The organism is Flagellimonas algarum (genome assembly GCF_040513375.1).
Taxonomy (GTDB): domain Bacteria; phylum Bacteroidota; class Bacteroidia; order Flavobacteriales; family Flavobacteriaceae; genus Flagellimonas_B; species Flagellimonas_B algarum.
In genome coordinates this window covers 1-19,559 of record NZ_JBEVTG010000002.1, presented here as the reverse complement: position 1 = coordinate 19,559, position 19,559 = coordinate 1, and the positions used below count along the sequence as shown (strand labels likewise).

Below are 19,559 nucleotides of genomic sequence, written 5' to 3'. Positions count from 1 at the left end.
AGGACAATCCGCTTTATGTCATTCGAATAGCACCGCCATTAACTTTTCATGCTCCATAGAAAGTATCATGATGCTGTTTCCATCGGTTAAGTGGAGTTCGCTCACTCCCTCGATATTTTGGATATAGGTGATTTGTGATGGGTTCAACTGTACCTCGACCGGTTCCAGTTCTTCCCCTAGTAATCCCCTAACCGATATAAAATTTGGCATTTGGCTATCATTCAAGAACAAACCTATCCCATACCACCATCAAAAAACGATGGTGGTTAATTAAAAGCCATAAAATTTCGGTATTAACCCAAGTTTTGACACGGTGCCATAACATATCAATCCATACAAACGGGAAGTAACGAAATGCCCCCTTTGAATGTTAAAGGTGATTCGTTTTAGAGGGCATTTTCGATGATTTCTTGAACGATATCGGGGTTGAGCAGGGTGGAGGTGTCACCCAGGTTCGAAACGTCTTTACCGGCGATTTTACGTAAGATCCTACGCATGATCTTTCCACTTCGGGTTTTCGGAAGCCCTGAAACGAATTGTATCTTGTCCAATTTCGCGATCGGACCGATATGCTCGGTAATCACTTGATTGATCTCTTTTTTCAGATTCTCGCGGTCGCGAGACTCCCCCGTCTCCTTTAATATCACGTAGCCATACAATGCATTGCCCTTGATGTCATGCGGAAACCCAACTATGGCCGATTCGGCCACGGCGGGGTGTTCATTGATCGCATCTTCAATCGGGGCCGTACCCAGATTATGGCCTGAAACGATGATCACGTCATCGACCCTTCCGGTAATACGGTAATACCCCACCTCATCACGCAAGGCCCCGTCACCGGTAAAATACATGTTTTGGAAGGCCGAGAAATAGGTATCCTTATAGCGTTGATGATCACCCCAAATGGTGCGGGCGATCGATGGCCAGGGGTATTTGATACACAAACGGCCATCGACTTGGTTTCCGTGGATCTCCTTCCCGTTCTCGTCCATAAGGGCCGGTTGGATCCCTGGCATGGGCAAAGTGGCATACGTCGGTTTGGTCGGTGTGGCGAATGGAATCGGTGAAATCAGGATCCCACCGGTCTCCGTCTGCCACCAGGTATCGACAATCGGGCATTTCTTCTCACCGACATGATCGTTATACCAGTGCCAGGCTTCCTCGTTAATGGGTTCTCCTACCGTGCCCAAGATCTTAAGGCTCGAGAGGTCATATTTGGTGACATGATCGAGGTGCTCTTTCGCTAAAGCGCGGATTGCGGTAGGTGCCGTATAAAATTGGGTCACCCCATGCTTCGCTACGATTTGCCAAAACCTTCCAAAATCAGGAAAAGAGGGCACCCCTTCGAACATGACCGTGGTCGCTCCATTGGCCAAAGGTCCGTACACGATATACGAATGGCCGGTGATCCAGCCAATATCGGCCGTACACCAATAAATATCCTCTTCCTTATACTGGAACACGTTTTTGAACGTATACGATGTATAGACCATATAACCGGCAGTGGTATGCATCATGCCTTTTGGTTTACCTGTGGATCCCGAGGTATACAAAATGAAGAGTGGATCTTCGGCATCCATAATTTCCGGGGGGCAATCCGTATCGGCTGCATCCAACAAAGACCGCAACCATAGGTCGCGCCCTTCGACCATTGTGATGGTCGCCCCGGTGCGTTCGGCGACCAAGACCGTGTCTACATCAGGGCAATCGTTCATTGCTTCATCAACGATCCCCTTGAGATCGATCGTCTTGTTGCCCCTGAACGATCCGTCAGAGGTTATGACCATTTTGGCACCACAATCATTGACCCGCGTTGCCAAGGCAGTGGCCGAAAACCCTGCGAATACCACGGAGTGTATGGCACCGATCCGCGCACAGGCCAGCACCGAAACCGCCAATTCAGGGATCATGGGCAGATAGATGACCACCCGATCTCCTTTCGTAATCCCCTGGGCCTTCAAAACATTGGCGAATCTGCCGACCCGCTCGTGCAATTGACGGTAGGTGATATGCTCCGCCTCCCCATCGGGGTCGTTGGGCTCGAAAAGTATGGCGGTCTTATCCCCACGAATGTGCAAATGCCGATCGATACAGTTCTCCGTGATATTGAGTTTACCTCCTGAAAACCATTTGATCTCAGGTTTGGTAAAATCCCATTCCAAGACCGAATCCCATCGTTTGCGCCAAACAAAGTGTTCTTCGGCGATCTCTTCCCAAAACGATTCCGGATTCCGGACCGATTTGCGATAGACTTGAAAATACTCTTCGAGATGTTTGATATGATAATTGCTCATTCGTTTGTTTGTTTGTGGTCGAAGCAATTAAAATTAGAAAAATCCGGATGAAAATACCCTATAGAAAATACTCAATTATTGGTATTATCGATTCAATGAAAGGGAGGTAACCGTTTAATGCCTTTGGGCATCGCCCGCGCCTGACGGGATGCGAATGCGATCGACCAATTCACGAATCGCTTGAGGGGGCTTCGGAGTAAAGCGGCAAACGATCAAGGCCACGGCGAAGTTCGTCAACATACCGACAGTACCGAAACCTTCGGGTGATATTCCGAACCACCAGTTGTCGGCCGTGTTGGAAGTCGCATCGCCGATCCACCCCAGTTTGAACCTTGCGATGTAATAGGTGGTCAATAGCAGTCCACAAACCATTCCGGCAATCGCTCCTTGGCTGTTCATGCGCTTGCTGAATATCCCCATGACAATGGCCGGAAAAAAGGAAGAGGCCGCAAGACCGAAGGCCAAGGCCACAACCGAGGCGACGAAACCTGGGGGATTGATGCCAAAATAACCGGCAACCACAACAGCAAAAAGGGCCGAGAGCCGCGCGATCCGCAATTCGTTTTTGTCGGATAGGTCTTTGATAAACTGTTTTTTGATGATATCGTGCGAAATCGAGGTCGATATCACCAACAACAATCCCGCAGCGGTCGAAAGGGCGGCCGCTAGGCCCCCAGCAGCAACCAAAGCGATTACCCAATTCGGGAGGTTGGCGATCTCGGGATTCGCCAGAACGGTGATATCGGGGTCGACATACAGCTCATTGGCGGATTGGCTGGGATTGGCGATCAGGCGTTGCCCTTCGGAGCCCCTCGCCTCGGTAAATTCAGGTTTTTTCCCAACAATTGAAGTGCCCGGTAAATATTGGATACGACCATCCCCGTTCTTATCCGTCCAAGAAATCAAACCCGTATCTTCCCATTTGGTAAACCATTGCGGTACGTCGGTATACGCGGTGTTTTGAACGGTTTCCATCAAATTGGTACGGGCGAACACGGCTATGGCAGGAGCCGTAGTATATAGGATGGCAATGAACAAAAGGGCGTAGCCGGCCGATTTTCTAGCGTCTTTGACCTTAGGGACGGTAAAGAAGCGAATGATCACATGGGGCAAACCCGCGGTACCCAACATTAAGGCGGCAGTGATAAAGAAAACGTCTATTTTGGATTTCGATCCGTCGGTATAGGCCGTAAAGCCGAGCTCGGTCATCAGTCCGTCCAATTTGTCCAACAGGTAGACCCCATCGCTTCCCGCATCACCAAAACCCAATTGTGGAATCGGATTGCCCGTTGCGAGTATCGAAATGAAAATCGCCGGAACCATGAATGCGAAGATCAAAACGCAATACTGGGCCACTTGGGTATAGGTAATCCCTTTCATCCCTCCTAAGAAAGCATAGAACAAGACCACGGCCATTCCGATATAGACCCCGGTATTGACCTCAACGTCCAAAAACCTGGAAAAGACCACCCCTACCCCACGCATCTGCCCAGCGACATAGGTAAAGGACACGAACAGAGCGGCCACAACGGCAACCGTTCTGGCCACGTTCGAATAGTACCGATCCCCGATAAAGTCGGGTACGGTGAATTTTCCGAATTTTCGCAAATAAGGCGCCAGAAGTAGTGCCAACAGCACATAACCTCCCGTCCAGCCCATTAAATACACCGAGCCGTCATAGCCTGAAAACGCAATAATCCCGGCCATACCAAGAAAGGACGCGGCCGACATCCAATCGGCTGCGGTAGCAAGACCGTTCGCCAAGGGTGAAACCCCACCACCGGCCACATAAAAATCCTTGGTCGTAGCGGCACGTGACCAAATAGCGATACCGATATAAAGGGCAAAGGTGAGACCGACGATCAAAAATGTCCACGTTTGAATCGTCATTATTCGTCTAGATTAAATTTTTTGTCCAAACGGTTCATCAAACGTACATAGACGAAAATCAAAATGACGAATACGTAAATCGAGCCTTGCTGGGCAAACCAGAAGCCTAATTTAAAACCGCCTAGGCGAATTGCGTTCAATTCATCGACCAAAAGGATTCCGAAACCATAGGACACCATGAACCATATGGATAAAAGCAGGGCAACATAGCGCAGATTGGTCTTCCAATATTTTTGGCGGTCTTGTTTCTCCATGGCGGTCCTCCGACCTGAAAGATAGTAAATCAGCGGGAACCGAGGTAAGCCGCCACCGCCAAACCGATACGTTCATGGATGTTCGAAGTGTCCGATTTTTCGAAGCCCTCGCCGGTAATGCTCTCGTAAAGCTCGATGTAGCGTGCCGAAACCGAATCGATATAGGCGGTGTCCATGGCCGGCACTTGTTGTCCTTCGAGGCCTTGAAATCCGTTTGCTATCAACCATTGCCGTACGAATTCTTTGGAGAGTTGTTTTTGGGCCTCCCCTTTTTCTTGGCGCTCCTGATACCCCTCGGCATAAAAGTACCTTGACGAATCAGGGGTATGGATCTCATCGATCAACACGATTTCGCCACTTTTGGTCTTGCCGAACTCGTATTTGGTATCGACCAGGATCAACCCTTGTTCGGCCGCAATGGCCTTACCCCTGGCAAAAAGTGCCCGGGTATAGTCTTCCAATACGGTATAATCGGCCTCAGAGACGATTCCCCGTTCCAAGATCGCTTCACGCGAAATATCTTCATCATGATCGCCTTTTTCGGCCTTGGTTGCCGGGGTGATGATCGGTTCTGGAAACGGATCGTTTTCGCGCATTCCGTCGGGCATGGGTACACCACATAGCATCCGCTTGCCGGCCTTGTATTCCCTAGCGGCATGCCCTGAAAGATAACCGCGTATGACCATTTCGACTTTAAACGGATCGCAGGCCCTACCAATTGCTACATTGGGGTCTGGTGTGGCCAGGAGCCAGTTGGGTACCAAATCCTCGGTGGCCTTCATCATCTTGGTGGCGATTTGGTTGAGTATCTGGCCTTTGAACGGAATGCCTTTGGGCATGACTACATCAAACGCCGAGAGTCTGTCGGTGGCGACCATGACCAACAAATCGTCTTCAAGCGTGTAGACTTCACGCACTTTGCCGCGGTAAACCGATCGTTGCCCTTTGAAATGAAAGTCAGTGGCCATCAAGGTGTTCGACATGGGCCTTAGTTTTGGTGTTCGATATTCTTATACGCATCGATGACCTTTTTGACCAATCGATGACGGATGACATCCTTGTCATCCAAATAGATGATGCTGATGCCCTTCACGTTCTTCAGAATCAACAAGGCCTCTTTCAAACCCGAGATGACCCGTCTCGGTAAATCGATCTGCCCAGGGTCTCCGGTCAACAGGAACTTGGCGTTCTTACCCATACGTGTCAAGAACATCTTCATTTGGGCGTGGGTGGTATTCTGGGCCTCATCGAGGATCACAAAGGCGTTGTCGAGGGTTCGGCCACGCATGAAGGCCATTGGGGCGATCTGTATGGTACCGTCTTCGATGAATTTTTCCAACTTTTCAGGAGGGATCATATCACGTAGCGCGTCATACAAGGGTTGCATGTAAGGGTCCAACTTCTCTTTCAGGTCTCCGGGTAAGAACCCCAGGTTTTCGCCTGCCTCGACCGCTGGTCGCGTTAAAATGATTCGTCGTACTTGTTTTTCCTTCAACGCCTTCACCGCCAAAGCCACGCCCGTATACGTTTTGCCCGTACCGGCAGGACCGATGGCGAATACCATATCGTTTTTCATACAGGCATCGACCATTCTGCGCTGGTTGGCCGTCTGTGCCTTGATCAATCGACCGCTTACACCATGGACCAACACTTCACCACTGGCTTGTGAAGATTCATAGTCTTCCTTGCCATTGCTGGTGAGCACACGTTCTATCGAATTTTCATCAAGCTTGTTGTATTTGGCGAAGTGTGCGGTGATCATATCGAAACGCCGGTCGAATTCCTCAAGCAATTCTTCATCCCCATACACTTTTATCTTGCTGCCCCTGGCAACTATTTTAAGCTTGGGGAAATACTTTTTCAGTAAGTCGATGTTCTCGTTCCGCTGTCCGAAAAAATCCCTTGGACTGATCTCGGTAAGTTCTATAATTAGTTCGTTCAAAGAAAATGTACTGTTAGGGTTGTGGGATGGATAAAATACGTTTCTCCTTTTGTACTTTTACAGGCAAACTTAACCAAAAAACGGTTTTAAAGACCAAAAACATATCAACAGCGCTTCATGGCAATCATAACATTGACGACCGATTTCGGATACAAAGACCATTTTGTCGCTGCGATAAAAGGAACCATACTCCGCGAGGTTCCCGATGCCCGGATCGTTGATATTTCGCATGGCATTTCACCCTTCCATATCCAAGAATGCGCTTACATTTTAAAGAACGCCTATCCCTCCTTTCCCGAAGGAAGCATCCATATTATCGGTCTTGATTCAGAGCTTTCTCCAGAAAACGAGCATTTGGTCGCCCTGATCGACGGCCATTATTTCATAGGATCCAACAATGGGGTCATTTCAATGCTTGCCTCTGGTACGGTGCCAGAACGTATCGCCAAGATCGACATCCCCAATCCGGTGAACGGCGCGTTTCCGACTTTCGACGTTTTGGTGGTCGTGGCCTGTCATTTGGCCCGTGGCGGAAAGCTTGAGGTGGTGAGCAAACCGTATTCCGAATTGCGCGAACTACGCGATTTCGAACCCAGGGTGACCAACGACGGCAAGACCATTATCGGCAACGTCATCTATATCGATAACTACGGCAATGTGGTGACCAACATCCAAAAAACCCTTTTCGAAGCCTACCGAAATGGACGGGCTTTTGAAATCAGTGCCCGTACCGAAAAGGTGAGGCATATCCACCATACCTACAATGGGTTCATCAACTATGAACTGCCGCCGGATAAGCGAAAGGGACCCGGTGATCTTTTGGCCCTTTTCAACTCTTCAGGTTATATCGAATTGGCCATTTATAAAAGTGATCAGCACTCCGTGGGCTCGGCATCGAGTCTTTTAGGCCTTGAATACAGGGACACGATAACCATCAACTTTACCTAAATGTTGGTTCGCATCGTAAAATTGACCTTGGCAAAGGAAAATATTTCTAGTTTTGAACAAATATTCGAAGAGACCAAGCACCATATCCGCAATTTTGAGGGTTGCCTGTTTCTTGAACTGTATCGCGATTTGAACGAGACTAACGTATTTTTCACCTATAGTTATTGGGCCGATGAAGAGGCGCTTGAGGCCTATCGCAGTTCCGGGTTCTTCAAAGCCGTTTGGGAACGAACCAAGGTATTGTTCGCCGACAAGCCCCAAGCTTGGAGCGTATCGAAAATGGAAACCTTGAATTGAACGGTATGCTTGCGATCTTTCGAAAAGAATTCCAATCCTTTTTCTCCTCCTTGTCCGGTATTTTGATCGGATGCGGCTTTTTGTTGTTGAGTGGACTCTTCCTATGGGTCTTCAAAGGGCCTTTCAATGTGTTCGATTATGGTTTCGCAGACCTTAGCCAGTTCTTTTATTTGGCCCCGTGGGTGTTCTTGTTCCTGATTCCGGCACTTTCAATGAAAAGCCTTTCGGAAGAACGGAAACTGGGGACCATGGAATTGTTATTGATCAAACCCTTCGGAACCCTTGGGCTCTTAACGGGCAAGTTCCTTGCGGTTTTCGCCATAGCCCTGATGACCTTGATACCCACTGTCGTTTATATCTGGTCACTATCCGAATTGGGGAGTACCGAAGCAAATTACGATGCAGGGGTACTCCTGGGGTCTTATCTTGGTTTGTGCTTGCTTTGTTTGCTTTATGCAGCAATAGGCGTCTTCGCCTCTGCCCTTTCCGAAAACCAGATCGTTTCCTTTCTCTTGGCCGTATTCCTTTGTTTTTCGGTGTATTTCGGATTCGAGGCCGTTGCCTCGATAGCTACCGACGGGGCTTGGCAACGTGCGATCGGTTTGTTGGGGGCCAAAGCCCATTTTGAAAGGATCGGTCGTGGAGTCCTTGATGTTAAGGATGTCGTCTATTTTATTTCAATGACCTTGTTTTTCTTGTACTCGACCCACCTCAAATTGAATAATTTATGGCAACGATGAAGCGCGTGGGTATACCGATTCTCAAAGGGGTCGTACTCCTTTTGGCCCTGAATTATTTGGCGGGATGGTTGCCTTTGCGTCTCGATTTGACCGAAGACGGTCGGTACACGCTTTCAAATGCAGCGAAAAACACCTTGAAGGATTTTGAGGCACCCATAACCGTCGACGTATTACTCGAAGGGGAATTACCTGCTGAATTTCTAAAACTACAGGCCGAAACCGAACAGATCTTGGAAGAATTCGAGTCGGAAAACAGCCGATTACGAGTCGAATTCGTGGATCCCCTTGAAGGGGTCGATGACCGCGAAACCACCATCAATGAATTGCAGCAAATCGGGTTGACCCCGGCCAGTGTGACCATCGAGCAAGACGGAAAAGTCTCCCAAGAACTGGTTTTCCCTTGGGCCATGGTCAATTACAACGACAAGACGGTCAAAGTACCGCTTTTGAAAAACAAGCTTGGTGCTACCTCTGAAGAACGCGTCAACCTATCCGTTCAACAGCTTGAATATGCTTTTGCCGACGCTTTTACGAAGGTGGGATTGACCACTAAAAAGAAAGTAGCCGTCATCAAGGGCAACAACGAATTGGATGACCTGTATTTGGCCGATTTCCTTGGGGAGATCAAGGCTTACTATAACATCGGGGCGATAACCTTGGACTCGGTCGCCAGCAATCCCCAGCAGCTGTTGGATCAATTGAAGACCTTTGATCTTGCCCTAATCGCCAAACCTACCCAACCCTTCAGCGACCCTGAAAAATACGTATTGGATCAATATATCGTGAATGGAGGCCGATCGCTATGGTTGATCGATCAGGTCGCTATGGAACTTGATAGCCTGTTCAACCCAACCGGAAGTAATTTGGCCATCAACCGCGATTTGAACCTGAACGATTTCTTTTTCAAGTTCGGCATTCGCCTCAATACCGATTTGGTCAGTGATCTGTACAACACCCCCATCGTCTTGGCAACGGGTGAAGCGGACGCTTCACAATACGACCCCCTACCTTGGGTCTACCACCCCATGGTTTTTTCAAGAAACGATCATCCGATCAACAACAACATCGAAGCACTGCGTTTACAATTCACGGGCAGCATCGATACCCTTGGAAATGCGTACGACAAAACGGTGTTGCTGTCATCGTCACCGCTGTCCAAATCGGAAGGTATACCGAGACAAATCGCCTTATCGGGTATTTCGAACAAACCCGATCAGCAGGCCTATGCGGGCAATGGCAACCTTCCGTTGGCGGTCTTGGTCGAAGGTGATTTCAATTCGGCGTTCACCAACAGGGTCAAACCCCTGCGGTTGAAGGGTGCTATCGAGCAAGGCGAATCGAACAAAATGTTGGTCATCGCCGATGGGGATCTGATCAAAAACCAAATACGTCAAGGACGCCCATTGCCATTGGGATATGACAAATGGACCAATGGTTCTTTCGGCAACAAAGCGTTTCTGATCAATTCGATGAACTACCTCTTAGACGATACGGGACTTATAAACATTCGGAATAAAAAGGTTGCAATTGCCTTGTTGGACCAAAAGAAAATAGCCGATCAAAAAATGAAATGGCAATTGCTCAATGTCTTGCTGCCCGTGGGTTTACTGCTGATTTTCGGAATAACCGCCAACCAGTTGAGAAAGCGCAAATTCGCATCCTGAATGTTGATAAATTAGTTTCTTCCACAATCACATTTAAGATATCTTTGCGATTATGCACTTTGGAAGGCTTGCCCAAGTGCCATCAAAACAAGCATCAATGAAATTCATCGTATCCAGCACCTATCTCCTCAAACAACTGCAGGTACTTGGTGGCGTCATCAACAATAGCAATACGCTTCCCATCCTCGATAACTTTTTGTTCGATTTGAACAAAAACACCTTGACCGTATCGGCATCCGACCTCGAAACCACCATGAGCTCGGTCTTGCAGGTAGATTCCGATTCTGAAGGAGTCATCGCGGTACCCGCCCGTTTGTTATTGGATACTTTAAAAACGTTTCCCGAACAACCCTTGACCTTTGTGGTTGAGGACAACAACACGGTCGAGATCAGTTCGAACCATGGCAAATACGGATTGGCCTATGCCGATGGCAATGAGTTCCCAAAAGCCGTCGAATTATCGAATCCGAGTTCCACTACCCTCTTGGGTGACGTGCTGGCCACAGCGATTTCGAAAACCATTTTCGCTGCGGGTAATGACGACCTGAGACCGGTAATGAGCGGGGTATTCTTCCAATTTTCATCGGAAAAGCTAACGTTCGTGGCCACGGATGCCCACAAGCTTGTGAAATACGTCCGCAATGATGTTAGTGCCTCTGAGGTCGCTGAATTCATCATGCCCAAGAAACCCTTGAACTTGTTGAAAGGGATTTTGGCCGGTTCGGAATCCGAGGTAAAGATCGAATACAACGAAAGCAATGCCAAATTCACCTTTGATGATACGGAGCTGATCTGTCGCTTGATCGATGGTAAATATCCTAATTATGAAGCGGTCATTCCGAAAGAAAATCCAAATGTCCTGTCCATTGCAAGAAACCAATTGTTAAGTTCAGTGCGTCGGGTCTCCATTTTCTCTAACAAGACCACCCACCAGATCCGGTTGCGGATCGCTGGAGCGGAATTGAATATTTCAGCCGAGGATGTCGATTACAGTAATAAGGCCGAAGAACGCTTGTCTTGTTCTTATCAGGGTGATGACATGCAAATCGGGTTTAACTCGAGGTTTTTGGTCGAAATGCTGAACAACCTGTCCTCCGAGGACGTAACCCTCGAAATGAGCCTGCCGAACCGTGCCGGTCTACTGACCCCTTCCGACGGCCTTGATGAAGGCGAAGCCGTGACCATGCTGGTCATGCCGGTCATGCTCAACAACTGATTAAAAAACTAAAAAGCCGGTCTAGACCGGCTTTTTTTATATGAATTTAATCGTTAGAAAATACGATGGAGGTTCGCCATTGGCTGCTTTTACAGCATTTACGATGGGCAGCACGAAGGCCACGATAACCGAACCGATCAGGGTAATGATCCCCAAGCCCAAGAACAAGATGGCCGGTATGCTCAAGATAATATACAAGAGTAAACTCAATTGCAAATTGATGATCGAACGACCGTGAGCGTCCATACCCTCTACGGAATTCTTGGAACTGGCCCAGATGATCAGGGGAACCAAGAAACCACCGAAACCGGTTACGAAATGCAACAATTGGGTCAAATGGGTGACCGCTAAAAGGGTATTGTCTTTGCGCAGCGCGCTGTGATTTACTAATTCCATTTTTCGATTGATATGATGTTATACACTATGGGTCTCCATTTTTAGCATTTTGTTACATCACGGGCGAACTACCCTTACTGGAGTCTTCGATTAGGGTTTTACCTACAAACATGTAATCCACTGTTTATCAATTCAATGTAAGAATATTCAAGCTGAATTCCGGGGAGTACGACTTTTTATACCGACCATCCGAAAAAAGTGCAGTTCGTCTAAAATGTTAAAGGAAATGGGAAGCTTGCCGTACTTTGTTAAATATTTCACAAAACATACCTAATGAAAAAAATCAACATTTTAGCCATTGCGGCTTTGTTTGCCCTGGCCAGTTGCGAAAACGACGCAGTGACTACCACTGACGGAACCATCGATGCCGCTTCTGACACTGAATTGGTAACTACCCAAGAGTCTGCCGACCTTGACTCTGAGGAGGTCGACCTATCGATCGAGGATTTTGAACAAATCCAAACTGAGTTCTTCAATGAGGTCAATGATCTTGATTTGAGCCAAGTAGGCGACTTGAATTTGGAAATGGTCGATTTCCAAAATTCGGATTTGGGATCTGATGGTGAAGAAATCAACATGGGACGTCACCACCATCGCCCACGCGTTACTTCATTGTGTCTTGTCAAAGACGCCGACAGGTGTCCTTTCTCTGACAGACAACCAAAAGCCAACATGTGGTGGCCAGAAAACGAAACGGATTACTTCAACCCGACCACCTATTTTTCATCTCGCAGACACAAGCGATTGATTTTCGCTGAGTTCAGCAATGGTACCGCACTTATCCGCGGAATCACCAGCATGAACGAAGGAAATTGTAAGGTCTACGTCAACGTATGGTTGCGTGACAAGAAAAATTATGACGAGTTTACAGCTGAAGGTGGTGAATTCAAATTGGAGCCTGGATGTGCCTCTCAAGAAGCTGATCCTTCGGAACTCCACTACTACGAAATCGACAATCGCTACAGCTGGTTGTACGCTTGGGGTGGCGACTGTGTCGGTCAAGGATGTTTCGGTCTAGAACAACGCGGTGAGAACCTAAACGGTCAATTAGGACCTAACGGTGCCGGATTCGATTCAAACATCGGAGCACATGGTTTCAGCGATTGGGGATGGATCACCGATCGTCATACCGGCGAGCGTCTTTGGGTGATGGATTTCGATTTCAGACTGCGATGCTGCAAGTATTATGGAAAAAAGCACTAAATCGACCATGATTTAGTACTTCGCTACGAACATATTGTAAAAAGACCAGATACATTCTGGTCTTTTTTTATATATGGGGTTTACGGCATTTTGTTCTTGTATGTCTTAGCGAAGCTGCTTGCAAATCGTGGTGCCCACGCGCAAAAATAACCGGTTGTTCATTAACTGTACCAATAGCCGTGTTTTCAATTTCATACGCTCGAATACCCGTTTGTCAAAAGGGTAGATTTCCCTGAATTCCAATGAACTTATCCGCTGTTGTATGTCTTCAAAAGCCATTCCGATGCGAACCATATTGGCCATGTTAAAGAGGGCGAAATGACTGACACGATCGTTTACGATACGTAAAACGGAGGCCTCGATATCCTCATGGGCCTGTCTGTTTACGAAATCGTCTAATGACAACACCATATCGTGCATGGAGTGGACTACTTCCATTCGTTTTTTGAATTGGTTGGCACGCATGATCGAATTCTCCGATAAGCAATAGTGATGGTTCACACAATCGAAAAAAGCCATCTTACCGCAATTGAACAACACCGAATACGTAAAAACCACATCGGCATTGTTAGCGTTGTCTTGGAATCGGATAGCGTTCTCGACCAAAAATCCTTTTCGAACCAGGTACCACCATACTTCAACCCGGTGATAGGGAAAGGATTGGATAAAGTCCCTGCCCGAATCGAATTCCATAGGATTACATAAAGGAAGTTGCGTCCCGTTTTCTCCGATTTCGGCTATGGTCGATGATCTGAACCCCACCATATCCAACTGTCGTTCCTCCGCATGGTCAAGGATTCGCAGCAGGTTGTTTCCTACCAAGAGGTCATCGATATCGAAGTTATAAATGTAGTCCCCTTGGGCGAGTTCCAAAAGTCGGTTTCGGGTGGCGTAGGCCCCTTGGTTCTGTTGTGAAAATAACCGGATGTTCGGGTGCTTGTCGACAAAAGATCTAGCGATGGTGAGCGAATCGTCGGTCGAACCATCGTCGATCAGGATGATTTCATAGGCGTCACTTGGAATACCTTGGTCAAGAATCCCATTAAGGCATCGATCGATAAAATCCTGCCCGTTGAAAACCGGAATCAAAATGCTCAGTCTCATCTATGCCAATTCAAAGCGCACAAGTATACAAATTCGCAAACGAATCGTAGACGATTGTTTGGGGCAATCGATCATATGCCTCCAAATACCCACAGGAGTGGTCTTCTCTTCGTACTTTTGTAGCCATGTCAACAGATGATAACATCATTGCTTTGGCCAGTGCACCGGGTACAGGCGCCATCGCGGTCATTCGGGTGTCGGGTGAAGACGCCATAAACATAGTCGCACAAAAGTTCGAATCGATACGTGCAAAAAACTTAAACGAACAAAAAAGCCATACCGTACATCTTGGGCATATCGTTCACCGAAAAAAGGAAATCGATAAGGTTTTGGTTAGTATTTTCAGAGGGCCCAATTCCTATACGGGTGAAAACGTTGCGGAAATCTCCTGCCATGGTTCTTCTTTCATTCAGCAAGAGATCATTCGGGTATTTTTGGAATCAGGATGCCGGATGGCTTCTGAAGGGGAGTTTACCTTACGGGCCTTCCTCAATGGTAAAATGGATCTCAGTCAAGCTGAAGCGGTTGCCGATTTGATCGCGAGTGATAGTGCGGGCGCCCACGAACTGGCTATGCAGCAAATGCGCGGTGGGTTCAGCAATCAAATCGAGCAGCTACGGCAAGAACTGTTGAACTTCGCGTCCTTGATCGAATTGGAACTTGATTTTTCGCAAGAAGACGTCGAGTTCGCAGATCGTTCGCAATTCAACCAACTGTTGGATACGATAACCGGTGTGCTGAAGCGATTGATCGATTCCTTTGCTTTGGGGAATGTGATCAAAAACGGTATCCCGGTCGCAATTATCGGAGAACCCAATGTGGGCAAATCAACACTTTTGAACGCTTTGTTGAACGAAGAGCGTGCCATCGTTAGCGATATACCCGGTACCACAAGGGATACCATAGAAGATCAACTCAATATCGGAGGGGTGCAGTTTCGATTCATCGATACTGCCGGATTGCGTAAAACGGAAGATTATGTTGAAAAAATCGGCATTGAAAAAGCCTTGCAAAAAATCGAGGAGGCACGTTTGGTACTGTATCTTTTTGATGCCCAACGTCCGGTGCCCGACGACTTGGAGACCCTAAGAAGTACCTACCCCCAAAAAGAGATCATCGTGGTCGCCAACAAAACCGATATGACCCCTCCAGAAACCATTAAGGACTTGCAAGAACGGTTCAAAGGGTTGTTTCTCCTTTCGGCCAAAAACGAGCATGGCATCGAAGGTCTCAAGGAGGCGTTATTGACCCGTTCGAAAACAGGGGCCCTTGGGAAAAACGATGTCATCATCTCGAATGGCCGGCACTATGACGCGCTCCATAAGGCCATGATCGCCATCGACAAGGTCAAAGAGGGGATGGAAGAAGGGTTGCCGGCCGATTTGTTGGCCATCGATATCCGTGAAGCATTACATCATCTCGGTGAAATTACCGGAGCGGTAAATACCGAAGACCTATTGGGCAATATATTTTCTAATTTCTGTATCGGTAAATAACGCTTACGAATTTTTGGTTCCATGAATCCGTTTAGATCAAATTAGGGATCATCAACCTCGTAAAATACCTCTGAATACCCAACTTTTCCATTGTGTGTTATGCCTTCACAGATGAGAACCATCTTTCCTAAAACATCACTATTAAAAAAAGTCGTGACAGCCCTGCCATTCTTATCAGTGATGATATTTGGATTCCAATACAACAATGTACGTCTGTCAGGAACACTCCAATCCATATTTTCCGAATGGTATTCAGGGGCGTAAAATTCCCGTATTGGGGAGAACTGTGGTGCCGTATCGTTAATAAGACCTGTTATCTTGGTTTTAGGAAAAGCTCCTGACAAACCCTCTCCTGAAAAGGTATAAATGGCTAGAATCGCCGGAAAAGCCGGTGGGGGACAAATTGGAGCGCAATCAAAAACCTGGGTGTGGTATGTATTGGCGGTACTTGTGTTTCGAATAATTTCGGCACTTTTGACCGCACTTACCGGAATACTACCGATAAGTCCGTAATCGCGTTCATGTACCGGAATACCATCGATAACCACATAAGTCCATTCGGCACCATAAACATAGGCTATCTCAAAACTTGTTCCATTGCTGACCCTAGTTACTTTAATATCCCGTGGATAATTATAGAGTAACCACCTGTACAAACCCCTGGTCCATTTCTTTCGTTTTTTTATCAACTCTTCGCTAGCGATCACAACATCGGGTATGCCATGTAGTTCGACCATTTCGGCACGCTCTGGAGTTACGCTATAATCACTTACTTCAACACCTTCGAGGGCTATGGTATTTGGTAGTAGGAAAGGGTCGATTCGAATATCCGTTGCTATCTTTTGAATCATTGTCTTTTCAACAATACTATCCACCGGAGTAATAATTTTATTGATGTTATAGGAAATATCGGGAACTTCATACCTTTTGATTTCTACCTTTAGATTACCTCTTTTATTGCTCGCAGCCGTAGGTTGTATCACAAACTTTCTGCCCAGGCCATAGCTATCTTTCAAGCTTAGTTTAAAATTGCCCCTATCGTCGGTGTCTATGGAATAAGCCTCGATAGGCTTTCCCATAAGAAGCACACTTAATTCATGTTGACTTTTATTTTGATTGTCAAGCTCACTTACGATACCCCTGATTTCCAAACCGGTTTCAGCACCAAACGACTTGGCCCTTTTCTTCTCTTTGTATTTGTAATTGGTCCAACCCTGGGTCAACATCAAGAAATCCAATTCCGCAAGCTTCGCCTCATCCTCAAAATAATAAGACGGATTCTCAACGGTTCCCTTGATATCGGATTGGAGTAAGAAATAAGAAACGATATCGTTTCTTTTGAGATTGGTACCGTTAAAGTAACTGGAGTCTACTGCCATAACGGAAATCGATGCCGGTATGGCTTGGCCGTTATACTTGGTTGAAATGGAAACCTGGACACTATCACGAGCGATATAGCGCTCATCATCCGTTTTCAACTCGATATCAAGGGTTTCTTGCTTGAGATAATTGAAAAAATGACGTTCCGCAACTGGCGAAAGGTTTTTATCGAAGACCGTGAGCCCGATAACACCTTGAGGGAGGTCGTTAGGCTGTATTTTGAAAGAGAACATTCCATTTTTGAAGCATGCTTTTAGAAAGAAGAGATTCTTGCCCCGATGGTAAAACTTTACAAATAGGCTATCCTTGTTCCTTTCTTTATTCCAAATTCTAAGTGCTTTATTCCTTCCTCTTTGAATTAAACTCAAAATCAGGCCATCCCTCTTTGCCTTCGGAAGTTCATACTTAAAGGTATTTCCACTTTTGGTTTTCAGAACACCGAAATAGGTTTGTCCTAGCTTGGGTGTCAAGACTACACTACCCATACCTAAAGCGTTACTTCTGAATTGGCCTATTACGACTTGATTTTGATCTTCAATGGTCCCTACGATTTCGGCACCCCTTCCCTTGTAATCGAGATACTTGAATCCTACAACACTTTGCATTCCCTCAACTAAGGCACCTCCTTCTGGAAAGAATCGGAGTGCACCATATTCTTGATCAAGTACTACGGACTTTGTGAATACCTCATTATTGGTTTTTAACTGGTAATTGACCATTGGAACCTCAAGCGGAATTTTATGCCGTACTTTGATTGCAGCTTCCTTTTTTTTGTATTCCAATGCAATCGAGTCCTTGCCTCCATTCCAATTTATTAGTAGCATGGCGTCATCATAATGAAGACTATCCAAATCCTTAACCCATATGGAAGCCGATACTAAAAACTCATTTGAAGCAGGGTCTTTGGTAAAAACCATATTTCTAATCGGATTAGGTTTTTTATCCATCTCTTGGATCCGAAATAGCGATATGGGAACGGAATATGTAAAATCTTGGTCGAAATTTTTGTTCCATTCCGTGTAAGCCCTAATGATATAGTTTCCTTCCCTATAGCTTGAATGCATCTGAAAAAAACCGCTTGAGATCCCTTTATGGAGTTTTAGAAGGCTTTTGTCCACTACACGATTGTCCAAAGGGTCGATCAGCTCGACATGAAGTACACCACTTTTTGTAGTAGGCTTGTGGTCTAAAACATCTGTCACAATCGCTTTAAACCAGATGGTTTCCGAGGTATTAAAGGTCGTTCCTGAAAGTTGAAGGTATATTTTTTCAGCATCCGTAGCATGTGAAAAAAGCTCCGCTTCCAGCTCTAAAGAATTCTGGGAAAGGCAATTTTCCGAAAGCAAAAGAGCATGAATGACCACAACAAAAGAAGCAAAACCCCTAAAGTCCATAATTGTTGCTTTTCTTTACAACCATCTTAAATCGAGGTTTTCCATAGTAATGGGTTGGCAAAAATCCATGTCATTGATTTTGGATACGTTCTTAGTTTACGTAAGATTTTGATAATTTGCGTTCCCTTTAAAATTATTAATTCTTAAGTTAACGGAAATGGAGGCATTTAGTAGCTATTAAGCGATTTTTGTACCTGAACTGCTTCCCAAAACCAATGCTGTTTAAAAATTTCCGTTTCGGTAAATAACGACCATGCTCTCATTTTTTTCAAAGAAAGCGTTCTTGATGGATCAATTCGAAGGATTCGTTGACATCCACAACCATTTGCTCCCAGGTATCGATGATGGTGCCGAGACCGTGACCGATTCCTTGGCCATGATCAAGGGATTTGGCGAGATAGGGATCGAGCACTTTGTGTGTACCCCCCACATCATGCACAATTACCACGACAATACCCCTGAGACTATTACCAGCGCTTTTGAAGTACTTCAAGCGGCCCTTCGACAGCACGCAATGGACTCCGTCCATCTCGATTTCGCGGCAGAGCATATGATCGATGACAACTTCGAGAACCTATTGGCCACAACCAGTGTGGTCCCATTACGGAAATACTACCTTTTGATCGAAATGTCATTTCTGCAACCCCCCTTGAACTTTAAGAGTGCCGTTAGTGCCATCATTGACAAAAAATTGTTCCCGATTTTAGCCCATCCCGAGCGGTACCAGTTCCTAGGGGGTAAAACTGTAAAATTCAAGAGCTATAAAGATCTTGGCCTCTTGTTTCAATCCAATATCCTATCCGTTGCCGGGTACTATGGTTCGGAAGTACAGAAAACGGCTTTTGAGCTCATTAAGGCGAATCTTATTGACTTCTTCGGTTCCGATGTGCATTCGATGCGCCAATTGAACTTCCTTAAAGAGGCCCAACTCGAACCCAAGAAAATCCAATTGTTGCGGCCCATCATCGAGCGTACGATAGAAAATTTTCGGAATTGATTTAATTCCGAATGACCAATTCAAGCCGATCTTGACTTCCCTTTTCACCTTGAAGTATCAAAATGTACAAGCCGTCTTCCATACCGGTTAGGTCCGTTCGAACGGTATTACCGTCGCGTTCCATTTTATCCGAAGGAAGGTGACGGACCAGGCGACCAGCCATATCGAATATGAAAATCGATTCGATATTGTCTTCTTTTGACCAAATTATGGACACGTCCTTATTTGTAGGGTTAGGGAAAGCCTTTACCGATGTCACGGATGGTTCTTGGGTAGATGTAGCGGTCAAAACCTCAAATTCATCAGGGACTATATTGGACCCTAAGCCCTCATTGAATAGCTCC

At 46.4% G+C, this 19,559-nt stretch carries 18 protein-coding genes; 8 read left to right on the top strand and 10 right to left on the bottom strand.

Going from position 1 to position 19,559, the window contains the following annotated elements:
• Nucleotides 1-18: 18 nt before the first annotated feature.
• The 6 genes from ABV409_RS07250 to ABV409_RS07225 all read right to left on the bottom strand — a co-directional run bounded on the left by ABV409_RS07250 (nucleotide 19) and on the right by ABV409_RS07225 (nucleotide 6,380).
• Nucleotides 19-210 carry a hypothetical protein gene (locus ABV409_RS07250; RefSeq protein ID WP_353876913.1) on the bottom strand — a complete coding sequence of 64 codons (192 nt, stop codon included), beginning with the start codon at nucleotides 208-210 and terminating at the stop codon, nucleotides 19-21.
• Nucleotides 211-386: 176 nt separating this feature from the next.
• Nucleotides 387-2,294 (bottom strand): acetate--CoA ligase, encoded by a 1,908-nt coding sequence (gene acs / locus ABV409_RS07245; RefSeq protein ID WP_353876912.1) that lies wholly within the window; start codon nucleotides 2,292-2,294, stop codon nucleotides 387-389.
• Nucleotides 2,295-2,408: 114 nt separating this feature from the next.
• Nucleotides 2,409-4,184, bottom strand: coding sequence for a sodium:solute symporter family protein (locus ABV409_RS07240; protein WP_353876911.1), 1,776 nt, complete (start codon nucleotides 4,182-4,184; stop codon nucleotides 2,409-2,411).
• Nucleotides 4,184-4,438 carry a DUF4212 domain-containing protein gene (locus ABV409_RS07235; RefSeq protein ID WP_353876910.1) on the bottom strand — a complete coding sequence of 85 codons (255 nt, stop codon included), beginning with the start codon at nucleotides 4,436-4,438 and terminating at the stop codon, nucleotides 4,184-4,186. The genes ABV409_RS07240 and ABV409_RS07235 overlap by 1 nt, the downstream gene beginning before the upstream one ends.
• 29 nt (nucleotides 4,439-4,467) lie before the next feature.
• Nucleotides 4,468-5,421 (bottom strand): phosphoribosylaminoimidazolesuccinocarboxamide synthase, encoded by a 954-nt coding sequence (locus ABV409_RS07230; RefSeq protein ID WP_353876909.1) that lies wholly within the window; start codon nucleotides 5,419-5,421, stop codon nucleotides 4,468-4,470.
• Between the two features lie 5 nt (nucleotides 5,422-5,426).
• On the bottom strand, nucleotides 5,427-6,380 hold the full coding sequence (locus tag ABV409_RS07225) for a PhoH family protein (protein ID WP_353876908.1): 954 nt from the start codon (nucleotides 6,378-6,380) through the stop codon (nucleotides 5,427-5,429).
• A gap of 117 nt (nucleotides 6,381-6,497) precedes the next feature.
• On the opposite strand from ABV409_RS07225, the gene ABV409_RS07220 reads away from it, so the two are divergent.
• The 5 genes from ABV409_RS07220 to dnaN all read left to right on the top strand — a co-directional run bounded on the left by ABV409_RS07220 (nucleotide 6,498) and on the right by dnaN (nucleotide 11,245).
• Complete coding sequence (locus ABV409_RS07220) at nucleotides 6,498-7,328, top strand: SAM hydrolase/SAM-dependent halogenase family protein (protein ID WP_353876907.1); 831 nt, start codon at nucleotides 6,498-6,500, stop codon at nucleotides 7,326-7,328.
• Complete coding sequence (locus ABV409_RS07215; RefSeq protein WP_353876906.1) at nucleotides 7,329-7,625, top strand: putative quinol monooxygenase; 297 nt, start codon at nucleotides 7,329-7,331, stop codon at nucleotides 7,623-7,625.
• Nucleotides 7,592-8,365: a gliding motility-associated ABC transporter permease subunit GldF gene (gldF, locus tag ABV409_RS07210; RefSeq protein WP_353876905.1), complete on the top strand. Its 774-nt coding sequence runs from the start codon at nucleotides 7,592-7,594 to the stop codon at nucleotides 8,363-8,365. The genes ABV409_RS07215 and gldF overlap by 34 nt, the downstream gene beginning before the upstream one ends.
• Complete coding sequence (gene gldG, locus ABV409_RS07205) at nucleotides 8,353-10,029, top strand: gliding motility-associated ABC transporter substrate-binding protein GldG (protein ID WP_353876904.1); 1,677 nt, start codon at nucleotides 8,353-8,355, stop codon at nucleotides 10,027-10,029. The genes gldF and gldG overlap by 13 nt, the downstream gene beginning before the upstream one ends.
• Before the next feature lie 97 nt (nucleotides 10,030-10,126).
• A complete protein-coding gene (gene dnaN, locus ABV409_RS07200; RefSeq protein ID WP_353876903.1) occupies nucleotides 10,127-11,245 on the top strand; it encodes a DNA polymerase III subunit beta in 1,119 nt (372 codons plus the stop codon).
• 36 nt (nucleotides 11,246-11,281) lie between these two features.
• Here dnaN and ABV409_RS07195 read toward each other — a convergent pair whose 3' ends face one another.
• Nucleotides 11,282-11,641, bottom strand: coding sequence for a DUF4870 domain-containing protein (locus ABV409_RS07195; RefSeq protein WP_353876902.1), 360 nt, complete (start codon nucleotides 11,639-11,641; stop codon nucleotides 11,282-11,284).
• A 273-nt stretch (nucleotides 11,642-11,914) separates the two neighbouring features.
• On the opposite strand from ABV409_RS07195, the gene ABV409_RS07190 reads away from it, so the two are divergent.
• The gene (locus ABV409_RS07190) at nucleotides 11,915-12,844 is read left to right on the top strand and encodes an SP85-like N-terminal domain-containing protein (RefSeq protein WP_353876901.1); all 930 of its coding nucleotides are present in this window, start codon (nucleotides 11,915-11,917) and stop codon (nucleotides 12,842-12,844) included.
• Nucleotides 12,845-12,949: 105 nt separating this feature from the next.
• Here the strand turns inward: ABV409_RS07190 and ABV409_RS07185 are convergent, their stop codons facing one another.
• Nucleotides 12,950-13,948 (bottom strand): glycosyltransferase, encoded by a 999-nt coding sequence (locus ABV409_RS07185; protein ID WP_353876900.1) that lies wholly within the window; start codon nucleotides 13,946-13,948, stop codon nucleotides 12,950-12,952.
• A 125-nt stretch (nucleotides 13,949-14,073) separates the two neighbouring features.
• Between ABV409_RS07185 and mnmE the strand changes: the two genes are divergently transcribed.
• A complete protein-coding gene (gene mnmE / locus ABV409_RS07180; protein WP_353876899.1) occupies nucleotides 14,074-15,444 on the top strand; it encodes a tRNA uridine-5-carboxymethylaminomethyl(34) synthesis GTPase MnmE in 1,371 nt (456 codons plus the stop codon).
• A gap of 41 nt (nucleotides 15,445-15,485) precedes the next feature.
• Here the strand turns inward: mnmE and ABV409_RS07175 are convergent, their stop codons facing one another.
• A complete protein-coding gene (locus ABV409_RS07175) occupies nucleotides 15,486-18,218 on the bottom strand; it encodes a hypothetical protein (protein ID WP_353876898.1) in 2,733 nt (910 codons plus the stop codon).
• Between the two features lie 253 nt (nucleotides 18,219-18,471).
• Between ABV409_RS07175 and ABV409_RS07170 the strand changes: the two genes are divergently transcribed.
• Nucleotides 18,472-19,215: a tyrosine-protein phosphatase gene (locus ABV409_RS07170; protein WP_353876897.1), complete on the top strand. Its 744-nt coding sequence runs from the start codon at nucleotides 18,472-18,474 to the stop codon at nucleotides 19,213-19,215.
• A gap of 1 nt (nucleotide 19,216) precedes the next feature.
• Here ABV409_RS07170 and ABV409_RS07165 read toward each other — a convergent pair.
• Nucleotides 19,217-19,559, bottom strand: a 343-nt coding sequence (locus tag ABV409_RS07165) for a T9SS type A sorting domain-containing protein (protein WP_353876896.1), incomplete at its 5' end; no start/stop codon positions are given.